Below are 21,792 nucleotides of genomic sequence, written 5' to 3'. Positions count from 1 at the left end.
AAGCCCGCTCCCACATTTGATTTGTGTTCATCCTGCGGTTACGGCAAATCACGACTCGCGTAAAACGCACTCAACACCTTCACCAGGTGCGCCAGGTCGTGGCTGCCGCACAGCTCGCGAATCGAGTGCATGGCAAACGTCGGCAAGCCGATATCCACGGTGCGCACGCCCAGGTGGCTGGCGGTGATCGGGCCGATGGTCGAGCCGCAACCCATGTCGCTGCGTACCACAAAGCTTTGCACCGGCACTTCTTCGGCCATGCACAGGTGGCGGAAGAACCCGGCGGTTTCGCTGTTGGTGGCGTAGCGCTGGTTGCTGTTGACCTTGATCACCGGGCCGGCATTGAGTTTCGGGCCGTGGTTGGCGTCGTGCTTCTCGGCGTAGTTGGGGTGCACGCCGTGGGCGTTGTCGGCAGACACCAGCAGCGACTTCTGGATAGTGCGTACGAACTCATCACCCTCGGGCAGCAGGCGACGCAGGGTCTGCTCCAGCATCGGGCCGTCGGCACCGCAGGCGGAGCACGAGCCGACTTCTTCGTGGTCGTTGCAGACCAGCACGCAGGTTTCATCGGTTTCGGCGGTGAGCAGGGCTTGCAGGCCGGCGTAGCACGACAGCAGGTTATCGAGGCGGGCACCGGCGATAAAGTCGCCATTGAGGCCGATCACGGCCGCGCTCTGGGTGTCGTAGAAGCTCAGCTCATAGTCGAGCACCACATCGGCGTTCAACCCGTGTTCACGAGCCAGTTGCTCGGTCAGCACTGCGCGGAAGTCTACGCGCTCGTCACCGGCGAACTGCGCAAGGATCGGCGGCAGTTCGGTCTGGGCATTGATCGCCCAACCCTGGTTGGCTTCACGGTTCAGGTGAATGGCCAGGTTGGGGATGATCGCGATGGGCAGCTTGAAGTCGATCAGCTGGCTTTCGACCTTGCCGTCGCGGCGGAAAGTGACGCGGCCGGCCAGGGACAGATCGCGGTCGAACCACGGCGCCAGCAGCGCGCCGCCGTACACTTCCACACCCAGTTGCCAGAAGCCCTGGCGTTGCAGTTCAGGCTGTGGCTTGACCCGCAGGCACGGGCTGTCGGTGTGGGCGCCGACCAGGCGGATGCCGCCTTGCAGGGGCGAGTGGCGGCCGAGCTTGAAGGCGATGATCGAGGAGTCGTTGCGGGTCACGTAATAGCGCCCGTTGGCCTCGGTGGTCCAGGTCTCGCGCTCGTCAAGACGCTGGAAACCGGCCGCTTCCAGGCGCTGTGCAAGGGCGGCGGTGGCATGGAACGGGGTAGGGGAGGCCTTGAGGAAGTCGATCAGGCCTTGGTTCAACTCTTCGCGCATAAGTAGCTCCAGACAGCAATGGCGCGAGTTTACCGTCCGACGGGATAAGTGCACAGAACAAATGTGGGAGCGGGCTTGCTCGCGAATGCGGTGTGTCAGTCGCCGAATGAGCTAACTGATCCACCGCATTCGCGAGCAAGCCCGCTCCCACATTTTAATTGCGTTTACAGCTTAAAACGGCGCGGGGCACTCGAAGCGCAGACGCTCGCCGCTCTGGGGATGGGTGAAGCTCAACATGCTGGCGTGCAGGCACAGGCGTGGCCAGGCAGCCAAGGCCTGTTCGTGGGCATACAAGCCATCGCCCAGCAACGGATGCCCGATGGACAGCATATGCACGCGCAGTTGATGTGAGCGGCCGGTGATCGGTGTCAGCTCAACCCGGCACCAGTCGCCGCAACGCTCCAGGACTTTCCAGAAGGTCAGCGCGTTCTTGCCGAACTCGTGGTCCACCACGTGCCGTGGCTTGGTCGGTGGGTCGTAGCGCAAGGGCAAGTCGATGCTGCCGCTGTCCAGTTCCGGTTGGCCCCAGCACAGTGCGGTGTAGGCCTTTTCGGTTTCCCGGTCATGAAACTGGCGGGACAGTTCACGGTGGGTATCCGCGTCTCGGGCCAGCAGGATGATCCCGGACGTTTCCCAGTCCAGGCGATGGACGATACGGGCTTCGGGGTAGCCGTTTTCCTGCAGGCGGGTGATCAGGCAGTCCTTGTTGTCGTCGGCGCGACCGGGCACCGAGAGCAGCAGGGTAGGCTTGTTCACCACCAGGACAGCAGCGTCCTGATGAAGGATATGGACATTGGACAACGGCATTAAAACAGCCTCGTAACAAACGCCAACGGCGGCTCGCTCACCCGGCCCCGTGAGGGGAGCCAGGTAACCGAGCCGCCGTGGCGACCGCCTTTTCGATCAACGATCAGGCAGGGTGATATTGAGTTCCAGAATCGAGCAGCTGCCGTCATTTTCCAGGGCGACATGCACGTCATCGTTACCGATGTTGACGTACTTGCGGATCACTTCCACCAGTTCCTTCTGCAGGGCTGGGAGGTAATCCGGGGTGCTGCGTTGGCCGCGTTCGTGCGCCACGATGATCTGTAGACGCTCTTTCGCTACCGACGCGGTACTTGGCTTTTTGTTGGCGCGAAAGAAGTCGAGAAATTTCATTGTTTAGTTGCCTCCAAAGATACGCTCGAAGAATCCCTTCTTCTTAACATCGAGGAAGCGATGTTCCACGGTCTTGCCCAGCAAGCGATCTACCGCATCGCTGTACGCCTGGCCGGCGTCGCTCTGGTCGTCAAGAATCACCGGCACACCTTGGTTGGATGCCTTCAGGACGGCCTGGGATTCCGGGATCACACCCAGCAGGGTCACGGCGAGGATTTCCTTCACGTCTTCAACGCCAAGCATTTCGCCATTGCTGACGCGCTCAGGGTTGTAGCGGGTCAGCAGCAGGTGTTCCTTGATCGGATCTTCACCTTTCTCGGCGCGCTGGGACTTGCTGGCCAGCAGGCCGAGCATGCGGTCCGAGTCACGTACCGAGGAGACTTCAGGGTTGGTCACGACGATGGCTTCGTCGGCGAAGTACATCGCCAGGTGAGCACCGGTCTCGATACCCGCCGGGGAATCGCACACCACGTATTCGAAGGTTTCCTTCAGTTCGGCGAGGACCTTGCCCACGCCTTCCTTGGTCAGCGCGTCTTTGTCGCGGGTCTGGCTGGCGGCCAGTACATACAAGTTCTCAAGGCGCTTGTCCTTGATCAGGGCCTGTTGCAGGTTGGCTTCGCCATTGACGACGTTGACGAAGTCGTAAACCACGCGGCGTTCACAGCCCATGATCAGGTCGAGGTTACGCAAGCCGACGTCGAAGTCGACGATAACTGTCTTGTGGCCGCGCAGAGCGAGGCCGGTACCGATAGCGGCGCTGGTGGTGGTCTTACCCACACCACCCTTGCCGGATGTAACCACGAGAATCTTGGCCAAGGTGTTTCACCCCTAAGGAAAAAGGACTTTTTAGTCCCTGAAAAACATCTCTTGTCACTCGCTGCAGGCGGGCAGCTCTTGTAGGAGAAAGCACGGTTTGCCTGGGCAAACCCCACCTTAAAAATATTCCTACACAAGTTTTGCCGTTTTCGCTGTGCTATCAGAGTCCAGAGATGCTTGGAAAATGCGGCAGTATCCGTTAAAGACGAACGATGTTCAACACATCGCCCGACAGGCTGACTTGTACCCCGGCCCCCCACAGCGGATCGCGGCGCAAATCTTCCGAAACCTTGTACTGGCCTGCGATGGACACTAGCTCAGCGGTCAACTGCTGGCAAAAAATACGGGCCTTGGTGTCACCTTTTATGCCGGCCAGGGCACGACCACGCATGGGGCCGTATACATGGATGTTTCCATCGGCGAGAAGTTCCGCCCCCGGGCTGACCGGGGCGATGACGACAAGGTCGCCACCCTGGGCGTAAATCTGCTGCCCGCCCCGTACGGGAGAGGTGATGATCTTTGTCGGCTTGATCGTCGGCTCCGGCGGTTTCTCCGGTTTTTTCTTCTCTTCGCCGACCAACGGGTCGAGCGGACGCTCGCGGGCACCCGACGGCGGCAGTACTGGCAGTTCAATGGCGATTGCCGCGGCGATGTCTTCGATACGGCTGGCACGGATCGCCAGGGTGCGCAGGCCATGCTGGCGGCACACGCGCATCAGCCCGGGCAGGTCGACCGCGCCCTGGCCGGCCGGGAGCTTGTCCAGGGCCAGCACCAGCGGTGCATTGTTGAAGAAGTTCGGCGCCAGGGCGACCTTGGCGGCGAGCTGGCGGTCCAGGGCATCAAGGTCGTTGCGGGCCAGTTCCAGCACGGTAATGGCGAGCATGCTGCCTTTCAACTGGAACACGGGATCTTGGTCTAGCGGTTCGGTTTGGCTCATGGTCGGCAAAGCGGCTTGTCACGAAAAGTGTCGAGACTTATAACGAGAACATCCGCTAGCCGCAAGCCGGGTCGAACCGTTGTAGAATGCGCGGCCGTTGTCTTTACCGGAATCTTGAATGGATCGCCCGCGTTTTCGAGCTGTATTTTTTCATCCGCGCTTCTGGCTGTTATGGCTGGGGCTGGGTTTGCTGTGGCTGATTGTGCAGTTGCCGTACCGGGCTTTACTGGGGATTGGCCGTGCCTTGGGGGCGGGAATGTACCGGGTGGCCGGTGAACGTCGACGTATCGCCGCACGAAACCTGGAACTGTGCTTCCCGGAAAAGTCCGCTAAAGAGCGTAAACATTTGCTCAAGGAAAACTTTGCCTCCACCGGCATCGCGTTCTTCGAGATGGCCATGAGCTGGTGGTGGTCCAAGCCGCGCCTGGCGCGCCTGGCCCATGTCGAAGGGCTGGAGCACCTCAAGCAGGCGCAACTGGAAGGCAAGGGCGTGATCCTCATGGCCCTGCATTTCACCACCCTGGAAATCGGCGCCGCCTTGCTCGGGCAGAAGCACACCATCGACGGCATGTACCGCGAGCACGGCAACCCCTTGTTCGATTTCGTCCAGCGCCGTGGCCGCGAGCGGCACAACCTCGACTCCCTGGCCGTAGAGCGCGAAGACGTGCGCGGCATGCTCAAGCTGCTGCGGGCCGGTCGTGCGATTTGGTACGCACCGGACCAGGACTACGGCGCCAAGCAAAGTATCTTCGTGCCATTGTTCGGCATTCAGGCCGCCACCGTGACCGCCACCAGCAAGTTCGCCCGCCTGGGCAAGGCTCTGGTGGTGCCGTTCACCCAGGAACGCCTGGCCGACGGCAGCGGTTATCGCCTGGTGATCCATCCGCCGCTGACCGACTTCCCCGGTGAAACCGACGAGATCGATTGCCTGCGCATCAACCAGTGGGTCGAAGCCTCCGTGCGCGAATGCCCCGAGCAATACCTGTGGACGCACCGCCGCTTCAAGAGCCGGCCGCCAGGTGAACCTAAACTGTATGAAAAACGTCGCCGTTGATCTGAAGTCCCCAAGCACCATGGAGTGATGCAATGCGCCCAGCTGAACCGGTCACAGGCTTGATTCTTTCCGGCGGCGGGGCGCGGGCCGCCTATCAGGTGGGGGTACTGGCGGCGATAGCCGAGCTGTTGCCGCCGGGCGCGGCCAATCCGTTTCCGGTGATTGTCGGCACCTCGGCCGGGGCGATCAATGCGGTGAGCCTGGCCAGTGGCGCCATGGACTTTACCGCCGCCATCCAGCGCCTGACCGCCTTCTGGCAGGGCTTTCGCAGCCACCTGGTGCTGCGCAGCGACTGGCCCGGGGTGATCAGCCAGGCGAGTCGATTCCTTATCCACAGCCTGCTGGGGATGGGGGCGCAGGTGCCAGTGGCGCTGCTCAACAGTTCGCCGCTGCGGGACTTGTTGCGCGACAAACTGCACCTGGAAGGCATCGAGCAGTCGATCCGCGAGAAGCACCTTCACGCCGTGGCGGTGACCGCGTTCGGATACGAGTCCGGGCAAGCCGTGACCTTCTATCAGGGCGGCGGCACCATCGATGCCTGGTTGCGGCATCGGCGCATCGGCATTCCCACCCAATTGACCGTTGAACACTTGCTGGCCAGCTCGGCGATTCCGTTGCTGTTTGCGCCGGTCAAACTCGACCAGGAATATTTTGGTGACGGGGCGGTGCGCCAGTCGGCACCGATCAGTCCTGCGTTGCACCTGGGCGCCAGCCGCGTGCTGGTGGTGGGGGTCAGTGGCAACCCGCGCGGCAACGATCCATCGAACCCGGCGCGCACCTTCACCGGCCAGGAGCCGACGTTGGCGCAGATCGGCGGGCACATGCTCAACAGCACGTTCATCGACAGCCTGGAAAGCGATATCGAATTGCTCGAGCGCCTGAACCAGTTCAGCCACGTGTTGCCGGCCAACGCGGCGATACAAGGTTTGGCACCAGTGGAAGTATTGGTGATCGCTCCCAGTCAGCCAATCGACGAAATCGCGGCACGTCACCGCCAGGAATTGCCGGCGGCGTTGCGCCTGTTTCTGCGCGGGCCGGGGGCGACCAAAACCAGTGGCGCGGGTGTGCTCAGCTACCTGCTGTTCGAGGCGGGGTATTGCAGCGAATTGATCGAATTGGGAAGGCGGGATGCGCTGGCCAAGCGCGAAGAGTTGCAGCGGTTTCTAGGCCTGACACCGGACTGAATGTGGGAGCGGGCTTGTGTGGGAGCGGGCTTGCTCGCGAATGCGGTGTGTCAGTCGCCAGATGTATTGACTGACCCACCGCATTCGCGAGCAAGCCCGCTCCCACATAAACCCGATTCCACAGGGGATAGGCGGTGTGGTTAGAAGTGGTACTTCACCAACAAACTCGCAGTGTCCTGGTTGGTCTCGAACGCGCCGCTGTCCTGGATCCCGTACTTGTTCTTCCAGTAGTCGTATTCGATACCGACATACAACTGCTTCTCGCCCCAATGCAACGCCTTGCCCAGGTCATATTTGATCTGCGGGTTGAAGTGCAGGTTGGCGTGGTAAGTGCCGCGGGCGTTCTTGTCGTTATCCACCACCCAGTCCATGAAGCCGTCGATCAGCACATTGGAGTTGCCCACCGGGATCGTGTACGACCACACCGGTGTGATCTGCCATACGCCGTCACCCGGGCGATTGCCTTCGGTCTGGCGCTGGTAGAAGTTCAGCTGGAAGTAGTCGAAACCAGGGATTGCCAGGTCGAAGCCCGGGCCGAGCAAGTACGACTCGTTGTCGCCTTCGCCGAACTCGTAAGTGAACGCCAGCAACACGTCCTTGATCGGGCCGAACGACAAGTCTTTGTCGAAGATCTTGCCGAACGACAAGCGTGGGCTGAACTCGCCGTAGTAAGTACTCGGGCCGACATTGCCGTCTTCCTTGCCGTTGTAAAAGATGCGGTCGAGGAAGAAGAAGTTGTCGCCGTACTTCCACGCATCGGCGTGTTCGAAGGTCACGGTTTGCTGGATCTGCGGGTTAACAGTGAAGTTCTTGCCCCACAGATAAGTCAGGCTGTTGTTCTGCCACTGCAGCAGATCACCGGCCATGGCCTGGCCCCCGGCCAGCAGGGATCCTGCCAGCATCAGGCTGTTCACGGTACGTTTCATTCGGTTGCTCCCGAGGTAAAGGTTTCTGGTTTTTTTTCTATGCGGACGCTCTGGTGTGGCGTCTTTTGGCTTGCCGCAAAAATCGTCTGTTCGGTCAGCTTTGATGCTTTTAGCAAGAGCTGCGCCAAGGTGTTTAAAAAGCCAAAAAATCCCCGTCGGCTGTGATGAACACAGTCGAATTCGGAGAGTTTTTGCACACGTTGGCTGCGGACGTGGGGCCCGGATAAGTTGGCCTTGCAGTCAGCTTTTACATTCGCTGTTTTTTTTTGAGTCGATTTGAGCGGGCGCCGAGAATACTGACTCCCAGGCCTGTGCTCAAGTGCGCCGTTAAAGAGCGCGCGGGGCGAGAATGGGGCACGGCGCGTGGCCGGCCCCGGGTGAATGGCGTACATGGTGTGTTCCCTGATCGTTATTGTTTTTGTTGTGACGCAGGAATCAATGTGGGTGTGCGTGAGCGCTTGGGGCAGCGCGTTCGGCGCCACCCAGGATGTTGAATAACAGGTTCAGCGACAGCGCGCTGATCGTGGCCATGGCGATGCCGCTGTGAGTGATCGGGCTCATCCATAGCGGCAGCTGTGCAAAGAATTCGGGACGTACCACCGGGATCAATCCCATGCCGATACTCACCGCCACCAGCAACTGGTTACGACGGTCGGCAATGTCGGCTTCCTGGAGGATCTTGATCCCGGTGGCTGCCACCATGCCGAACATGGCAATCGCCGCGCCGCCCAGCACTGCGGGTGGAATCGACGCTACCAAAAAGGCGGCCTTGGGCAGCAGGCTCAGCACAATCAGGAACGCGCCGGCCACGATCGTCACCGAACGGCAGCGCACGCCGGTCATCTGCACCAGGCCGATGTTCTGCGCGAACGAGGAGTGGGTGAAGGTGTTGAAGAACCCGGCAAAAAACGATGCGCCGGCGTCACACAACAGGCCACGGCGGAGCATTTTCGGCGTGACTTCCTGGCCGGTGATCTTGCCCAGGGCGAGGAACATCCCGGTGGACTCGACGAAGATGATCACCACCACCAGGCACATCGACAGGATCGGCGCCAACTCGAACTTGGGCATGCCGAAATGCAGTGGCGTCACCACTTGCACCCACGGGGCGCGCGCCAGGCCGCTGAGGTCGACCATGCCGATCATCCCGCACAGCCCGTAGCCGAGGGCCATGCCGATCAGCACCGAGATATTCACCCAGAAGCCGCGCATGAAACGGTTGATCAGCAGGATGGTGGCCAGCACCAGCGCGGCAATCGCCAGGTAAATCGGTGAGCCAAACGTGGACGCCGCTGCGCCACCGCCGGCCCAATTGACCGCGACGGGAAACAGCGAAAGACCAATGGCGGTGATCACGGTACCGGTCACCAGCGGTGGAAAGAAGCGCACGACCTTGGACATGAACGGCGCGATCACCATGCCGAAAAAACCGGCGGCGATGGTCGCACCGAAGATCCCCTGCAGACCGATGCCGGGCATGCCGGCCATGGCCACCATGCTGCCGACAGCGGCGAAACTGGCGCCCATCATCACCGGCATACGAATGCCTACCGGGCCGATACCGAAGGACTGGACCATGGTTGCGATGCCCGCCACCAGCAGGTCGGCGTTGATCAGGAAGGCGATTTCTTCACGGCTCAGGCCCGCAGCCTGGCCGATGATCAAAGGCACGGCGACGGCGCCACCGTACATCAGCAAGACGTGTTGCAGGCCTACCAGAATCAGTTGCAAGAGGGGCAGCCGCACCATGGCGGGCGCGGCAGGAGTCTGCGTTTCTAGCTGGGACATGCAACACCTCGGATCTTTTTATTGTTGTGTTGTTCGGCATTCAATTGCCGGGTGGAACTCATTCGTCAAAGCACACCGCAGATCCCATGTGGGAGCGGGCTTGCTCGCGAACGCGGTGGTTCAGTCACCTGAAGTGTTGAATGACACACCGCATTCGCGAGCAAGCCCGCTCCCACACTAGTGCTGCGTTAATCAGTCAGTTGGTACGCGCCCCCTGAGTGATCCAGGTGCCAATCAAGTCCCGTTCCTGCTGGGTCATCTGGGTGATATTGCCCAGCGGCATGATCTGGCTGGCCACGGCCTGTGCCTGGATGCGCGGGGCCATTTGCTGGATCTGCTGCGGCGTATCAAACATCACCCCGGCCGGTGCGGTGCTGAACAGCGGGCTTGTCGGCTTGGCCGAATGGCACACCGCGCAGCGCTCCTGGATCACCCCGTGGACCTTGTCAAAATCAATCGAGGCCTGGGCCGGTGCTGCTTCGGCAGGTGCCGGTGCAGGTGCCGCTGGAGCAGCCGGTTTAAGCCCGCCACCCAACGCCGTTTCCGGCAGTGGCTGGTATTCGATGGCCGCAGGAGCCTTGGCCACATCCGGTGCAGTCGCCACCGGTTTTGGGCCGGTCACGTAGGCCAGGCAAATCATCGCCAGTGCGCCCACCGGCAAGGTCCAGGCGTATTTCTGGCTGTTGTGACGGGTGTTGAAGTAGTGACGCACCAACACGGCCGCTACCGCGATGCCCGCCAGGATCAGCCAGTTGTATTGGCTGCCGTAGGTGCTCGGGAAGTGGTTGCTGATCATGATGAACAGCACCGGCAAGGTGAAGTAGTTGTTATGACGCGAACGCAGCAAACCCTTGGCCGGCAGTGCCGGGTCGGGCGTGCGGTTTTCGGCGATGGCCGCCACCAGCGCACGCTGGGCCGGCATGATGATGCGGAACACGTTGCCCACCATGATGGTGCCGATCACGGCGCCCACATGCAGGTACGCACCACGACCGCTGAACACCTTGCTGAAGCCGTACGCGGCGGCAATCAACAGCACGAACAGGATCAGGCCGAGCAGGGCGGGGCGCTTGCCCAGTGCCGAGTCGCAGAGAAAGGAGTAGATGAACCAGCCGGCCAGCAGCGAGCCGAGGCCCAGCAACACACCTTCCGGACCGCTGAGGCTGCTGCCCGGGGCCAGCAGGTACAAGGTCGGGTTGGCGTAGAACACCACGCACAGCAGCGCGATGCCGGACATCCAGGTGAAGTAGGCTTCCCATTTGAACCAGTGCAGGTTGTCCGGCATGGTCGGTGGGGCCAGTTTGTATTTTTCCAGGTGGTAGATACCGCCACCGTGGATCGCCCACAAGTCACCGGCGAGGCCGTCCTTGGGGTTCACGCGGTTGAGGTTGTTTTCCAGCCAGACGAAGTAGAACGAAGCGCCGATCCAGGCGACGCCAGTGATCATGTGAACCCAGCGCACGCTCAGGTTCAGCCATTCCATCAAATGTGCTTCCACAGTCTTTACCTCTCGCCTGTCACTCTGTCGTCGAGTGATCAGACCTTCTCTTATTGGTGGGGGGCGAGGATCAACCGCTCATCCTCTTTAAAAAAATGCTCATCGCAGTTATTGCCTGTGCCACTGCGATCAACCACCAGGAAGTCATCCCGCTTTTCGATCGTCAGCACCGGGTGGTGCCAGACGCCGCGATGGTAATTAATGCCCTGCCTGCCGTTGGTAACGAAGGCGCGGACCAAGCCCGATACAGGTTCATCGCCAAGTGGCGCGACCACGATCAGAAAGGGGTTGCCGAGCAGCGGGATGAAAGCCTGGCTGCCCAGCGGGTGTCGTTCCAGCATGCACACGGTCAGCGGCATGTCCTGCGCGTCGGCGCGGAAGATGCTGATGATCGCGTTATCTTCTGGCGTGGCGGTTTCAACCGTCGCCAGTTTATGAAAGCGCATGGTCGACCCGTTGTTGATCATGAAGTGATCGCTGCCATCGGTTTCGATAACGTCTCCGAAAGGGGCGAAGGCTTCTTTGGTCAGGGGTTCGATCATCAGTGTGCGCATGGCTGTCTTCTTATCCGGATTCTGTGTTGTTTGCTTTTGTGGCGAGGGAGCTTGCTCCCGCTGGACTGCGTAGCAGTCCCATTTCCTGGGGCCGCTTCGCGACCCAACGGGAGCAAGCTCCCTCGCCACAGGTTCACCGCTTACTTCGAGACCTTACCGAGAACCCGCAGGCGGCTCACACCACCATCCGGGAACACATTCAGACGAATGTGGGTGATCGGGCCCAGCGCCTTGATCTGCTCGGAAAACGTGTGTTCAGCGTGCATTTCCAGTTTCTGCGCCGGCAGCAGTTCGCGCCAGAACAGCGATTGGGTTTCGATCTGGCTGTCGGTGCCGCCCTTCACGAATGCGCCCTGGATCGAGCAAGTGTCCGGGTAGTTGCCCTTGAAGTGCAGGGTGTCGACCACGATCTTCTCGATCTCGCCCGGGTGGCCCAGTGCGACGATCACCCAGTCATTGCCCGGCGTACGACGACGTGCGGTTTCCCAGCCGTCGCCCATGTTGATGCCACGGCCCGGGTTGAGGATGTTGCTCATGCGCCCGAAGTGTTCATCGGAGCAGGCCAGTGCGCGGCCGCCGTTCAATGCAGCAGCCAGGTCCACCTGTTCGTTGTCGCCCACCGCCGACCAGTCGCGGAACGGAATGCCGTACACACGCAGACGGGCCACGCCACCATCCGGGTAGATGTTGAAACGCAGGTGGCTGAAGGCCTGGTCGTTGTTGATCTCGTGGAAGTGATGGCTGTTGCCTTGCAGCTCCACCGCCGACAGCACTTCAACCCATTGGGTGTTGTCATCCGGCTCGCCGCTCGCGAGGAAGCAGGCTTCCAGGGACGCCGATGGCGGGAAGTTGCCGGTGAAGAATGAAGTGTCGATGTCCACGCCTTTGATCGAACCCGGTACGCCCAGGCGGATAACTGCGCTGTCGTAGCCTTCGAAGCGCTTGCGGCGCGACTCCCAGCCGTCCATCCACTTGCCGTTGTCATCGAAAACGCCCTCCTTCCACACGGCCGGGGTCGGCTGGAACAGGCGGTTGGCGTCGGCGAACCAGTCATCGGTGACAGAGATGATCTTGGTGCCCAGGCGGGCGTCGGCCAGGTTGACGAACTTTTCGAAAGGTACGGGTTGCGCTTTCATTCTTCTTGTCTGCCTTAAAGTAAGTGGCTTGGGATGCTCGCCAGGCCCTGGGCGTTCATGAACCGCTCGGGCCAGGTCTGCTAAAGGGTCAGTAATCGGAACAACGCGATTTTATTGATCTCGGCCAGCGCACATTTGAACTCGGCTTCCACCGAGTTGTGAATGCGCGTTTCAAACGCGGCAAGGATCTGGTGCCGGTTGCTGCCTTTTACCGCCATGATGAAGGGAAACTTGAACTTGGCCTTGTAGCCATCGTTCAGCTCGGTGAAGCGCGAAAACTCGTCGCTCGAGCATTGGTGAATACCGGCGCCAGCCTGTTCATTAGTGCTGGCTTCGGTCAACTGGCCCTGGACGGCCGCTTTGCCCGCCAGGTCCGGGTGAGCGTTGATCAGGGCCAGTTGACTGGTGTGATCGGCGCTCAACAGGATGTCGCTCATGCGCTGGTGCAGGGTTTCGATCTCGTCGATCGAAGCGTCCTGGCCCAGGTCGAAGGCCTTTTCGGCCACCCATGGCGAATGTTCGTAGATGTCGGCGAAGGCTGCGACGAATTCGTCGCGGCTCAGGCTCGACGGTTTCAGGGTTTGGAACGCGGTCATTTGGCGGCTCCCTTGAAAGGGTGTACGTCATGCCAGTGACGGGCGATGTCGACGCGGCGGGTGAACCACACCTGATCATGGCCCTTGGCGTATTCGATAAACCGCTTGAGGGCGGCCAGGCGCGCCGGGCGGCCGATCAGGCGGCAGTGCAAGCCGATGGAGAGCATTTTCGGTGCGTCCGCGCCTTCGGCATACAGCACGTCGAAGGCGTCTTTCAGGTATTCGAAAAAGTCGTCGCCCTTGTTGAAACCCTGGACCTGGGTGAAGCGCATGTCATTGGTGTCCAGGGTGTAGGGGATCACCAGGTGCGGCTTGCCGGTCGGGTTGTTGGGTTCCCAGTAGGGCAGGTCGTCGTCATAGGTGTCGCAGTCATAGAGGAAGCCGCCTTCCTCCATCACCAGCCGCCGGGTGTTGGGGCCGGTGCGCCCGGTGTACCAGCCCAGTGGGCGCTCGCCGGTGAGTTCGGTGAGGATGCGGATCGCTTCGAGCATGTGCTCGCGTTCCTGGGCCTCATCCATGTATTGGTAGTCGATCCAGCGGTAGCCGTGGCTGCAGATCTCGTGGCCGGCGGCGACCATCGCGCGGATCACATCCGGGTGGCGCTGGGCGGCCATGGCCACGGCGAAGATGGTCAGCGGGATATCGAATTCCTTGAACAACTTGAGGATGCGCCACACGCCGGCACGGCTGCCGTATTCGTACAGCGACTCCATGCTCATGTTGCGCTCGCCTTGCAGCGGTTGCGCCGAGACCATCTCGGACAGGAAGGCTTCCGACTCTTTGTCGCCGTGCAGGATGTTGCGCTCACCACCTTCTTCGTAGTTGAGTACGAACGACAGGGCGATACGGGCCTTGCCCGGCCAGTGTGGGTGAGGAGGGTTACTGCCGTAACCGATCAGGTCGCGTGGGTAGTCAGCGCTCACTGCAGTCTTCCTTCTTGTTCGTGGTAGCGGTGTGTGTGGCGGCCGGGCAGCGGAAAGACTGGGTGGCGTCACAATGATGACTGATTGTATACAACTTAGTGTGCACTTTGTAAGCCTGTATTTCTGCATTTTTTCCGCAGGGTCTTTGCAGAATAGCACTGCAAGAAACCTGCCTGACTGGTCAGCTAAATTGAAAAAAACCTCATTCACTGTAGGAGCGAGCTTGCTCGCGAAAAACCTGAGAGCGCCTCGTTAACCCTGAAGCGCTGCGTTATCGTTAACGATCTTCGCGAGCAAGCTCGCTCCTACAGTATCGGCGTCAGCAACGGAACGCAGGCTTGTTGAATTTATTGTGTACAATTTTTTTGAAAAGTGTCTTAATCAGCCATCGCCGACTTTTTCAGTGACCTGAAAAGGTGCGGTCTTTCACTTTTTACTGACTTCGGGAGGCGCGCAGACGCTATGGGACGTTTGACCACACACGTATTGGACGCCGCGCATGGCTGCCCTGGCAGCGCAATCAAGGTTGAGTTGTACCGTGTCGAGGGCGCACAGCTTGAGCTGGTCGCCAGCACCCTGACCAACAGCGACGGCCGCTGCGATGCACCCCTGCTGCAAGGCGATGACTACCGCAGCGGTGTCTATCAGTTGCAGTTCAGCGCCGGTGATTACTACCGCGCCCGCGGTGTGCAACTGCCCGAACCTGCATTTCTCGATGTGGTGGTGCTGCGCTTCGGCATCAGCGCCGAACAGGATCACTACCACGTGCCTTTGCTGATTTCGCCTTACAGCTACTCCACCTATCGCGGTAGCTGAGTCGTCACCGCGCTTCACACCCCCAAAGCTCTTCGTTGGTTTTTCGCCCGCTCACACTGCGGGCTTTTTTTCGCCTGCTGATTGCACCATAAAGGCGGCCCCGATCGTCAGTGCGATCGGGGCTGGATCTTCAGCGGCTCAATAGCGACGCAGCGCCGGCGCCTGTGAACAAGCCCGCACTGATCCGGTTGAACCAGCTCTGGCCCCTGCCGCTGCGCAGGTAGCGCGCGGCACCATGGGCGCCGAGGCCGTAGGCCAGTTTGCACAGCAGGTCGAGCACGGTCCAGGTGGCGATCATGATCAGCAACTGCGGCAAAAAGGCCTGCTGGGCACTGAGGAATTGCGGCAGGAAGGCGGCGAAAAACAGGATGTCCTTCGGGTTGCTGGCGCCCAGCACAAAGGCCCGGCCAAACAGCGCACGAAATCGCGGGGTGGCGGCCACTTGCGGTACGTCGGCGACGTGGGCCGGTTGCCGGGATTGCTGCCAGCTCTGCCAGGCGAGGTAGAACAGGTACAGCGCGCCGACGATCTTCAGGGCGCTGAACAGCTGTTCCGAGGCCAGCAACAACGCACCCAAACCCAGCGCCGAGGCGCTCAGCAGGCAGATGGAAGCAATCACCCCGCCGAGAAAGGCCGGGTACGAACGGCGCAGGCCGTAGTTCAGGCTGTTGCTGATCATCAGCAAGGACAGGGGGCCGGGGATCAGGATCACCACCAGCGCAGCGCCGCTGAACAGCAGCCAGGTTTCCAGACTCATTGCATTCCTCCATTCGTACAAAAGCCCCACCCGACGGGGTGAGGCAGGGTCAAGCGGGTTGGCCTACAGGAACGCGAACTTGGCGATGAAGATCGCGCAAAGCACCCACAGGCTGATGGAAATTTCCTTGTGTTTACCCGTGCCGGCCTTCAGCGCCACGTAGGTGATGAAACCCAGGGCGATGCCGTCGGCCACCGAGAAGGTCAGGGGCATCATGATGGCCGTGACGATCGCCGGAATGCTGTCGGTGGCGTCGTCCCAATTGATATGGGCCATGCCGCTCATCATCAGCATCGCCACATAAATCAACGCGCCGGCGGTGGCATAGGCCGGAATCATGCCAGCCAGCGGGGCAAAAAACATCGCTGCGATAAACAACACGCCAACCGTAACCGCCGTCAGCCCGGTGCGGCCACCGGCGGCAACCCCGGCGGCGCTTTCCACGTAACTGGTGACTGGCGGCACGCCGACCATGGCGCCGAACACGCTGGAGGCGCTGTCGGCTTTCAGGGCGCGGGAGAGGTTTTCGATCTTGCCGTCGGCATTCACCAGGCCTGCGCGCTGGGCCACGCCCATCAGGGTGCCGGCGGTGTCGAACATGTGCACAAACAGGAAGGCGAACACCACGCTGATCATGCTGACGTTGAACACGCCCATCACGTCCATGGCCATCCAGGTCGGTGCCAGGCTTGGCGGAGTGGCCATGATTCCGTGGTACTCCACCAGGCCCAGGCCCCAACCGGCGAGGGTCACGGCGATGATGCTGATCAGGATCGCGCCGAATACCCGGTGGTAGCTGAGGATCGCAATCAACAGGAAGCAGATGGCCGCCAGCAATGGGGCGGGTTCATGCAGGGAGCCGAGCTTGATCAGGGTGGCCGGGCTTTGCACGATGATGCCGGCGGTTTTCAGGCCGATCACCCCGAGAAACAATCCGACGCCGGCGCCCATGGCATGGCGCAGGCTCACCGGAATGCTGTTGAGCAGCCACTCGCGAATGCGTGAGAGCGTCAGGATCATGAACAACACACCGGAGATAAACACCGCACCCAGTGCCGTCTCCCAGTTGTAGCCCATGGTCCCGACCACGGTGTAGGTGAAAAACGCGTTCAGGCCCATGCCCGGCGCCAGGCCTACTGGCCAGTTGGCGTACAGGCCCATCAGCAGGCAACCCAGCGCGGCGGCGATGCAGGTGGCGACAAACGCCGCGCCGTGATCGATGCCGGCGTCGGCCATGATGTTGGGGTTGACGAAGATGATGTAGGCCATGGTGATAAAGGTCGTGAGGCCAGCGATCAGCTCGGTCTTCACTGTGGTGCCATGCAAGCGGAGTTTGAACAGGCGTTCCAGCCAACCGTTGTGGGTTGGCGAGAGGTCGAGCGTAGGGGCTTCGGATTTGCGGCTTTCCACAGCAAGTACTCCTCAAGAGTTTTATTGTTATTTCCAGCGCCGGACACATGAGTGGGCAGCAGCGCTTTGAGGTACCAGCGGGTTTTGTTGACCAATAGGTCAGGAACTCGCACGAAGCGAATTATGCTTTTGTATACAAATAAAGCAAATAATGTTTTCTATTTTGTGTGCGAAAGGGGATGAAAGGCAATTCAGGATTGGCCACTGAGAGCCTTGTTTACCGCCAGCCAGCCTTCTACCGCCGTCTCGCCTGCCTCGGCAAACGCCCGTTGCAGCAGCTTTACCTGTTCGCGCCGCAGCGATTGTTCGAAACGCCGGCCTTCCTCGGTCAACTCCAGCAGGCGCTTACGCTTGTCGGTCTCGGACGCCACGCTGTCCACCAGGTGCATTTCCTGCAGTTGGCGCAACGGCATGTTCAGCGCCTGTTTGCTCACGCCGAGCAGTTCCAGCAGCTCCTTGACGCTCAAGGCCGGGTAGCGCGCGATAAAAAACACGATGCGTTGATGCACCCGGCTCAAGCCGCGGCGCTCCAGCATTTCGTCAGCCTTGGCGGTGAACGCCTGGTAGCCGAAGAAGAAGGCTTCCATGGCGGTTTGCTGGCTGGTCTGGTTTTTAAGGTCAAGCATATTGACGTATCTGCCCAAGTCGTCGTAATTTCGGTCAAGCAGTTTGACGTATTTTCCCCAGGCTTTGCTACCGGTGACCCTTATGGCCTTCTCAGAACGTGTTTCGCGTCTTAAAAGCTCCCTGATCCGTGAAATCCTCGCGGCGGCGCAAAAGCCGCAGGTGATGTCCTTCGCCGGTGGCCTGCCGGCCGAAGTGATGCTGCCCACGCTGGATTGGGAAGGCATGCCGCTGAATATCGGCCAATACGGCATGAGCGAAGGCGAGCCACAGTTGCGTGAATTTCTGGCGGCCGAGGCGCGGGTGCTGGGTATTGCCTGCGATGCGCGCCAGGTCATGGTGGTCAGCGGCTCCCAGCAAACCCTGGACCTGGCGGCCAAGCTGTACATCGACAAGGGCACCAAAATCCTCCTGGAAGGCCCGACTTACCTTGCGGCATTGCAGATTTTCCAACTGTTCGGCGCCGATTGCCTGACCGTACAGCTTGAGGCGGACGGTCCGGACCTCAGAGCCTTGCGCAGCAGCCTTGAGCAGCATCGCCCGTCCTTCGTCTACCTGATCCCGACGTTCCAGAACCCTTCGGCGGTGCGCTACAGCGATGCCAAGCGCGAGGCCGTCGCCGCGTTGCTGGACGAGTTTGGCGTAACCCTGATCGAAGACGAACCCTACCGCGAACTGACCTTCGACGGCGGCAGCGCACAACCCATCGTCAGTCGGCTGAAAAAGGCCAGCTGGATCTACACCGGCACCGTATCCAAGACCTTGTTGCCCGGCCTGCGGGTCGGCTACCTGATCGCCAGTCCGGACCTGTTCCCGCACTTGCTCAAACTCAAGCAGTCAGCCGACCTGCACACCAACCGCGTTGGCCAGTGGCAGGCGATGCAATGGATCGGCACCGAGAAATACCAGCATCACCTGGTAGAGTTGCGCAGCTTTTACCGAGGCCGGCGCGACGCTTTCCAGACTGCACTGGCGCGGCATTTCAGCGACCTGGCCGACTGGCAAATACCCCAGGGCGGATTATTCTTCTGGCTGACCTTGAAACAGCCGCTCGATACCCGCACCTTGTTGGCACCTGCGCTCGACCAGGACATCGCGTTCATGCCCGGTGAACCGTTCTTTTCCGAGCCGGACAATCATCACGGTCACCTGCGGCTCAATTTCAGCCATATCGACCCGGCGCGCTTGGACGAAGGTCTCAAGCGTCTCGCTGCGGTGGTCCGTCAAGCACAGCACGCGCAAGCGGCATAGGGGAGCCTCCATGTACAAGGTCTACGGCGATTACAAATCGGGCAACTGCTACAAAGTCAAACTCATGCTCAGCCTGTTGGGCATCGACTATGAGTGGATCGATGTCGACATCCTGAAGGGCGACACCCAGACCGCGGAGTTCCTGGCCAAGAACCCCAACGGCAAGATCCCGGTGCTGGAGCTGGAAGACGGCACCTGCCTGTGGGAGTCCAATGCGATTCTCAACTTCCTGGCCGATGGCAGCGAGTTCCTGCCCAGCGAACCGCGCCTGCGCACCCAGGTTCTGCAGTGGCAGTTTTTCGAGCAGTACAGCCACGAGCCGTACATCGCGGTGGCGCGGTTTATCCAGTTTTACCTGGGGCTGCCGGAAGATCGCCTGGAGGAATACAAGAAGCTGCACAAGGGCGGATACAAGGCCCTGAAGGTGATGGAGCGCCAGTTGCAGTTGACGCCGTATCTGGTGGGCGACCAATTCTCGATTGCCGACGTGGCGCTGTATGCCTACACCCATGTGGCGGATGAAGGTGGCTTTGACCTTAGCGCCTATCCAGGCGTGCAGGCGTGGTTGAAGCGCGTGGCCAGCCATCCCAAGCATGTGCCGATGCTGGGCTGAAATGCGGTAATGTGGGAGCGGGCTTGCTCGCGAAGGCGGTGTACCAGTCAGCACATGTATTGGCTGACCCACCGCCTTCGCGAGCAAGCCCGCTCCCACATTTAGTTTTGCGGTGCGCCAGGTAATTCTTCACTGAGCAACTCAAAACAGCGCTGCGCCGCTGGGCTCAACGGCTGTCCACTGCGACTGATCAACCCGATCTCCCGGTTCACCCCCGGATGATCAATGGTAATCCGCTTCAACCCCTCCAGACTGTCCGCCGCCGATTCCGGCAACACACTGATCCCCAAGCCCTGCCGCACCAACGCCAACACGGTCGACATGTAGTTGGCCTCCATCCCCGCGAGCATCGTCAGGCGTGTTTCATCGAACAACGCGTCCACCTGTTCCCGCACGCTGCTGTCGCGGCCGGTGAGGATGATCGGCTGGTCGGCCAGTTGCTCCAGGCTCAACTTTGCAAAACGAGTCAGCGGATGATCCAGCGGCACGAACGCACATAACCGATCATTCAGCACCGGCACAAACGCCAGTCCATGACTCAGCCGCGCCCGCACACCAATACCGAAATCCACCTCGCCCGAACGCACTTGCGCATGAATGCGGTGAGCAACCAGGTCATGCAAGCGCACCTCGATCCCGGCAAAACGCTCGCGAAACAGGCGCAGGGCGGGAGGCAACGCGCCGGCGCACACGGAGGGCAGGGCGGCGATGGTCACCACGCCTCGTCGTAGCGCTGCCAGGTCACGGGAGCCGGTGACGATGTTGTCCAGGTCCAGCAGCAATTTCTCCATCGGCCCGCGTGCATCCAGGCCGGCGGCGGTGATGCTGACGTGGCGCGGGCTGCGGTCGAGCAGCGCGACGCCCAGCCACTCTTCAAGTTGCTGCACCTGCACGGTCAGCGCCGAGGGCGACAAATGCAGTTCGTTGGCGGCCTTGGTAAAGCTGCCCGTGCGGGCAACGGCGAGAAACGCCTGGATATGCTGGATCGAATTTTTCATTTTTATTTTGCTCGAGCGTTTTGTTTTTTCGAATGTGGAGTGCCGAATATTCCAATTTACAAAGCCTAACGCGATTCCAATACTCCAGGGAAAACAATAACCGGCCGAAAACGCCGTTCTGGAGCTACCCCATGCTCGCTACCCTGGGTGTCATCACCATCCTGTGCCTGCTCACTGCCGTCATGAGCAAACGCCTGTCGCCACTGGTGGCCCTGATCGCCTTGCCGATCATCGCCGCGCTGCTGGGCGGTTTCGGCCTGCAAACCAGCGCCTTCATCATCACCGGCATCAAGAACGTCGCCCCCGTGGTGGGGATGTTTGTGTTCGCGATCCTGTTCTTCGGGATCATGACCGATGCCGGCATGCTGGATCCAATCATTGATCGCATCCTGCGCACGGTAGGGACGCGTCCTACAAGGATTGTCGTCGGTACCGCGACCCTGGCCCTGCTGGTGCACCTCGACGGCTCCGGCGCGGTGACCTTCCTGGTGACGGTGCCGGCGATGCTGCCGCTGTACACGCGGCTGGGAATTGATAAACGCATCCTCGCGTGTGTGGCGGCGATGGCGGCCGGGGTCAACTTCCTGCCGTGGACCGGCCCGGTACTGCGTTCCTCGGCGGCGCTGCACGTGCCGGTGGCGGACTTGTTCCAGCCGCTGATCCCGGTGCAGATCGTCGGCCTGGTCTTTGTATTCGCCTGCGCCTGGTGGCTGGGCCACCGGGAAGAAAAACGCCTGGGCCTGGGCGCTGGTTCCAGCGTGGACGCCGTGCCGCAACGGGTGCTCAGCGACGATGACATTGCCCTGCGTCGCCCGCGGCTGTTCTGGGTCAACCTGGTCCTGACGGTACTGGTGATGGTGGTGATGATCGCCGGTTGGGTCGACCCGGTGGTGATGTTCATGCTCGGCACGGTGGTGGCGCTGTGCATCAACTACCCGAACGTCGACGCCCAGCGCGCGCGGATCGACGCCCACGCAAAAACCGCCCTGACCATGGCCAGCATCCTGCTCGCTGCCGGTGTGTTCACCGGCATCATGCAAGGCACCGGCATGCTCAAGGCCATCGCCGAAGTGGCGGTGGCGCAGATTCCGGCGGGCCACGGCAAGTTGATCCCGGCGGTGGTGGGCTTCCTGTCGATGCCGCTGAGCATGCTGTTTGACCCGGATTCCTACTACTTCGGCGTGATGCCGGTGATCGCCGAAGTCGGCAAGGCCTTGGGCGTCGACCCGCTGCAAGTGGCCCAGGCCTCGTTGCTGGGCGTGCACACCACCGGCTTTCCGGTCAGCCCGTTGACGCCGGCGACCTTCCTGTTGGTGGGCCTGTGCAAGATCGAATTGGCCGATCACCAGCGCTTCACCATCCCCTTTCTGTTTGCCGCGTCGGTGTTGATGACCCTGACGGCTTTGCTCCTGGGAGTGATTTGAA

General features: G+C 60.8%; 23 protein-coding genes. 6 read left to right on the top strand and 17 right to left on the bottom strand.

Features of this window, described 5'->3' with window-relative positions:
- Positions 1-38 precede the first annotated feature (38 nt).
- The 5 genes from HYE77_RS16350 to minC form a co-directional block, all read right to left on the bottom strand.
- Positions 39-1,328 (bottom strand): M18 family aminopeptidase, encoded by a 1,290-nt coding sequence (locus tag HYE77_RS16350; RefSeq protein ID WP_003209095.1) that lies wholly within the window; start codon positions 1,326-1,328, stop codon positions 39-41.
- 171 nt (positions 1,329-1,499) lie between these two features.
- A complete protein-coding gene (locus tag HYE77_RS16345) occupies positions 1,500-2,135 on the bottom strand; it encodes an RluA family pseudouridine synthase (RefSeq protein WP_008432172.1) in 636 nt (211 codons plus the stop codon).
- Positions 2,136-2,231: 96 nt separating this feature from the next.
- Entirely contained in the window at positions 2,232-2,486 is a 255-nt protein-coding gene (minE, locus tag HYE77_RS16340) for a cell division topological specificity factor MinE (RefSeq protein WP_003175252.1), read from the bottom strand.
- A 3-nt stretch (positions 2,487-2,489) separates the two neighbouring features.
- Complete coding sequence (minD, locus tag HYE77_RS16335) at positions 2,490-3,302, bottom strand: septum site-determining protein MinD (RefSeq protein ID WP_003209098.1); 813 nt, start codon at positions 3,300-3,302, stop codon at positions 2,490-2,492.
- A gap of 199 nt (positions 3,303-3,501) precedes the next feature.
- The gene (gene minC, locus HYE77_RS16330; RefSeq protein ID WP_003209099.1) at positions 3,502-4,239 is read right to left on the bottom strand and encodes a septum site-determining protein MinC; all 738 of its coding nucleotides are present in this window, start codon (positions 4,237-4,239) and stop codon (positions 3,502-3,504) included.
- Between the two features lie 118 nt (positions 4,240-4,357).
- Between minC and HYE77_RS16325 the strand changes: the two genes are divergently transcribed.
- Complete coding sequence (locus tag HYE77_RS16325) at positions 4,358-5,293, top strand: lipid A biosynthesis lauroyl acyltransferase (RefSeq protein WP_003209101.1); 936 nt, start codon at positions 4,358-4,360, stop codon at positions 5,291-5,293.
- A 32-nt stretch (positions 5,294-5,325) separates the two neighbouring features.
- Positions 5,326-6,477 (top strand): patatin-like phospholipase family protein, encoded by a 1,152-nt coding sequence (locus HYE77_RS16320; RefSeq protein ID WP_177069001.1) that lies wholly within the window; start codon positions 5,326-5,328, stop codon positions 6,475-6,477.
- A 140-nt stretch (positions 6,478-6,617) separates the two neighbouring features.
- On the opposite strand, the gene HYE77_RS16315 is transcribed toward HYE77_RS16320, so the two are convergent.
- The 8 genes from HYE77_RS16315 to puuE all read right to left on the bottom strand — a co-directional run bounded on the left by HYE77_RS16315 (position 6,618) and on the right by puuE (position 13,898).
- Entirely contained in the window at positions 6,618-7,403 is a 786-nt protein-coding gene (locus HYE77_RS16315) for an outer membrane protein OmpK (RefSeq protein WP_003209104.1), read from the bottom strand.
- Positions 7,400-7,795 carry a hypothetical protein gene (locus HYE77_RS16310; RefSeq protein WP_177069000.1) on the bottom strand — a complete coding sequence of 132 codons (396 nt, stop codon included), beginning with the start codon at positions 7,793-7,795 and terminating at the stop codon, positions 7,400-7,402. The genes HYE77_RS16315 and HYE77_RS16310 overlap by 4 nt, the downstream gene beginning before the upstream one ends.
- Before the next feature lie 43 nt (positions 7,796-7,838).
- Complete coding sequence (locus HYE77_RS16305; protein WP_087694784.1) at positions 7,839-9,191, bottom strand: nucleobase:cation symporter-2 family protein; 1,353 nt, start codon at positions 9,189-9,191, stop codon at positions 7,839-7,841.
- A gap of 196 nt (positions 9,192-9,387) precedes the next feature.
- On the bottom strand, positions 9,388-10,689 hold the full coding sequence (locus HYE77_RS16300; protein ID WP_087694785.1) for a urate hydroxylase PuuD: 1,302 nt from the start codon (positions 10,687-10,689) through the stop codon (positions 9,388-9,390).
- Between the two features lie 50 nt (positions 10,690-10,739).
- Positions 10,740-11,243: an ureidoglycolate lyase gene (locus HYE77_RS16295; protein WP_003209110.1), complete on the bottom strand. Its 504-nt coding sequence runs from the start codon at positions 11,241-11,243 to the stop codon at positions 10,740-10,742.
- A gap of 140 nt (positions 11,244-11,383) precedes the next feature.
- A complete protein-coding gene (alc, locus tag HYE77_RS16290; protein ID WP_177068999.1) occupies positions 11,384-12,379 on the bottom strand; it encodes an allantoicase in 996 nt (331 codons plus the stop codon).
- A gap of 80 nt (positions 12,380-12,459) precedes the next feature.
- Entirely contained in the window at positions 12,460-12,975 is a 516-nt protein-coding gene (gene uraD, locus HYE77_RS16285; protein WP_008432188.1) for a 2-oxo-4-hydroxy-4-carboxy-5-ureidoimidazoline decarboxylase, read from the bottom strand.
- Positions 12,972-13,898: an allantoinase PuuE gene (puuE, locus tag HYE77_RS16280; protein ID WP_177068998.1), complete on the bottom strand. Its 927-nt coding sequence runs from the start codon at positions 13,896-13,898 to the stop codon at positions 12,972-12,974. The genes uraD and puuE overlap by 4 nt, the downstream gene beginning before the upstream one ends.
- A 462-nt stretch (positions 13,899-14,360) precedes the next feature.
- On the opposite strand from puuE, the gene uraH reads away from it, so the two are divergent.
- Entirely contained in the window at positions 14,361-14,714 is a 354-nt protein-coding gene (uraH, locus tag HYE77_RS16275; protein WP_003209117.1) for a hydroxyisourate hydrolase, read from the top strand.
- A 130-nt stretch (positions 14,715-14,844) separates the two neighbouring features.
- On the opposite strand, the gene HYE77_RS16270 is transcribed toward uraH, so the two are convergent.
- The 3 genes from HYE77_RS16270 to HYE77_RS16260 all read right to left on the bottom strand — a co-directional run bounded on the left by HYE77_RS16270 (position 14,845) and on the right by HYE77_RS16260 (position 17,507).
- Positions 14,845-15,471 (bottom strand): LysE family translocator, encoded by a 627-nt coding sequence (locus HYE77_RS16270; RefSeq protein WP_008432192.1) that lies wholly within the window; start codon positions 15,469-15,471, stop codon positions 14,845-14,847.
- Between the two features lie 63 nt (positions 15,472-15,534).
- Entirely contained in the window at positions 15,535-16,881 is a 1,347-nt protein-coding gene (locus HYE77_RS16265) for an NCS2 family permease (RefSeq protein ID WP_063031998.1), read from the bottom strand.
- A 191-nt stretch (positions 16,882-17,072) separates the two neighbouring features.
- Complete coding sequence (locus HYE77_RS16260; protein WP_003212841.1) at positions 17,073-17,507, bottom strand: MarR family winged helix-turn-helix transcriptional regulator; 435 nt, start codon at positions 17,505-17,507, stop codon at positions 17,073-17,075.
- A gap of 82 nt (positions 17,508-17,589) precedes the next feature.
- Here HYE77_RS16260 and HYE77_RS16255 point away from each other — a divergent pair, with 82 nt between their 5' ends.
- Entirely contained in the window at positions 17,590-18,756 is a 1,167-nt protein-coding gene (locus tag HYE77_RS16255) for a PLP-dependent aminotransferase family protein (protein ID WP_177068997.1), read from the top strand.
- Positions 18,757-18,766: 10 nt separating this feature from the next.
- Positions 18,767-19,369 carry a glutathione S-transferase family protein gene (locus HYE77_RS16250; protein WP_008432197.1) on the top strand — a complete coding sequence of 201 codons (603 nt, stop codon included), beginning with the start codon at positions 18,767-18,769 and terminating at the stop codon, positions 19,367-19,369.
- 101 nt (positions 19,370-19,470) lie between these two features.
- Here HYE77_RS16250 and HYE77_RS16245 read toward each other — a convergent pair whose 3' ends face one another.
- The gene (locus tag HYE77_RS16245) at positions 19,471-20,367 is read right to left on the bottom strand and encodes a LysR family transcriptional regulator (protein ID WP_003213144.1); all 897 of its coding nucleotides are present in this window, start codon (positions 20,365-20,367) and stop codon (positions 19,471-19,473) included.
- A gap of 131 nt (positions 20,368-20,498) precedes the next feature.
- Here HYE77_RS16245 and HYE77_RS16240 point away from each other — a divergent pair, with 131 nt between their 5' ends.
- Positions 20,499-21,791, top strand: a complete 1,293-nt coding sequence (locus tag HYE77_RS16240) for a CitMHS family transporter (protein WP_003213142.1) — start codon at positions 20,499-20,501, stop codon at positions 21,789-21,791.
- Position 21,792: the final 1 nt, after the last annotated feature.

Source organism: Pseudomonas sp. IPO3774, assembly GCF_013386835.1.
In the GTDB taxonomy this organism is placed as follows: domain Bacteria; phylum Pseudomonadota; class Gammaproteobacteria; order Pseudomonadales; family Pseudomonadaceae; genus Aquipseudomonas.
This window is presented reverse-complemented; position numbering and strand designations above follow the sequence as displayed.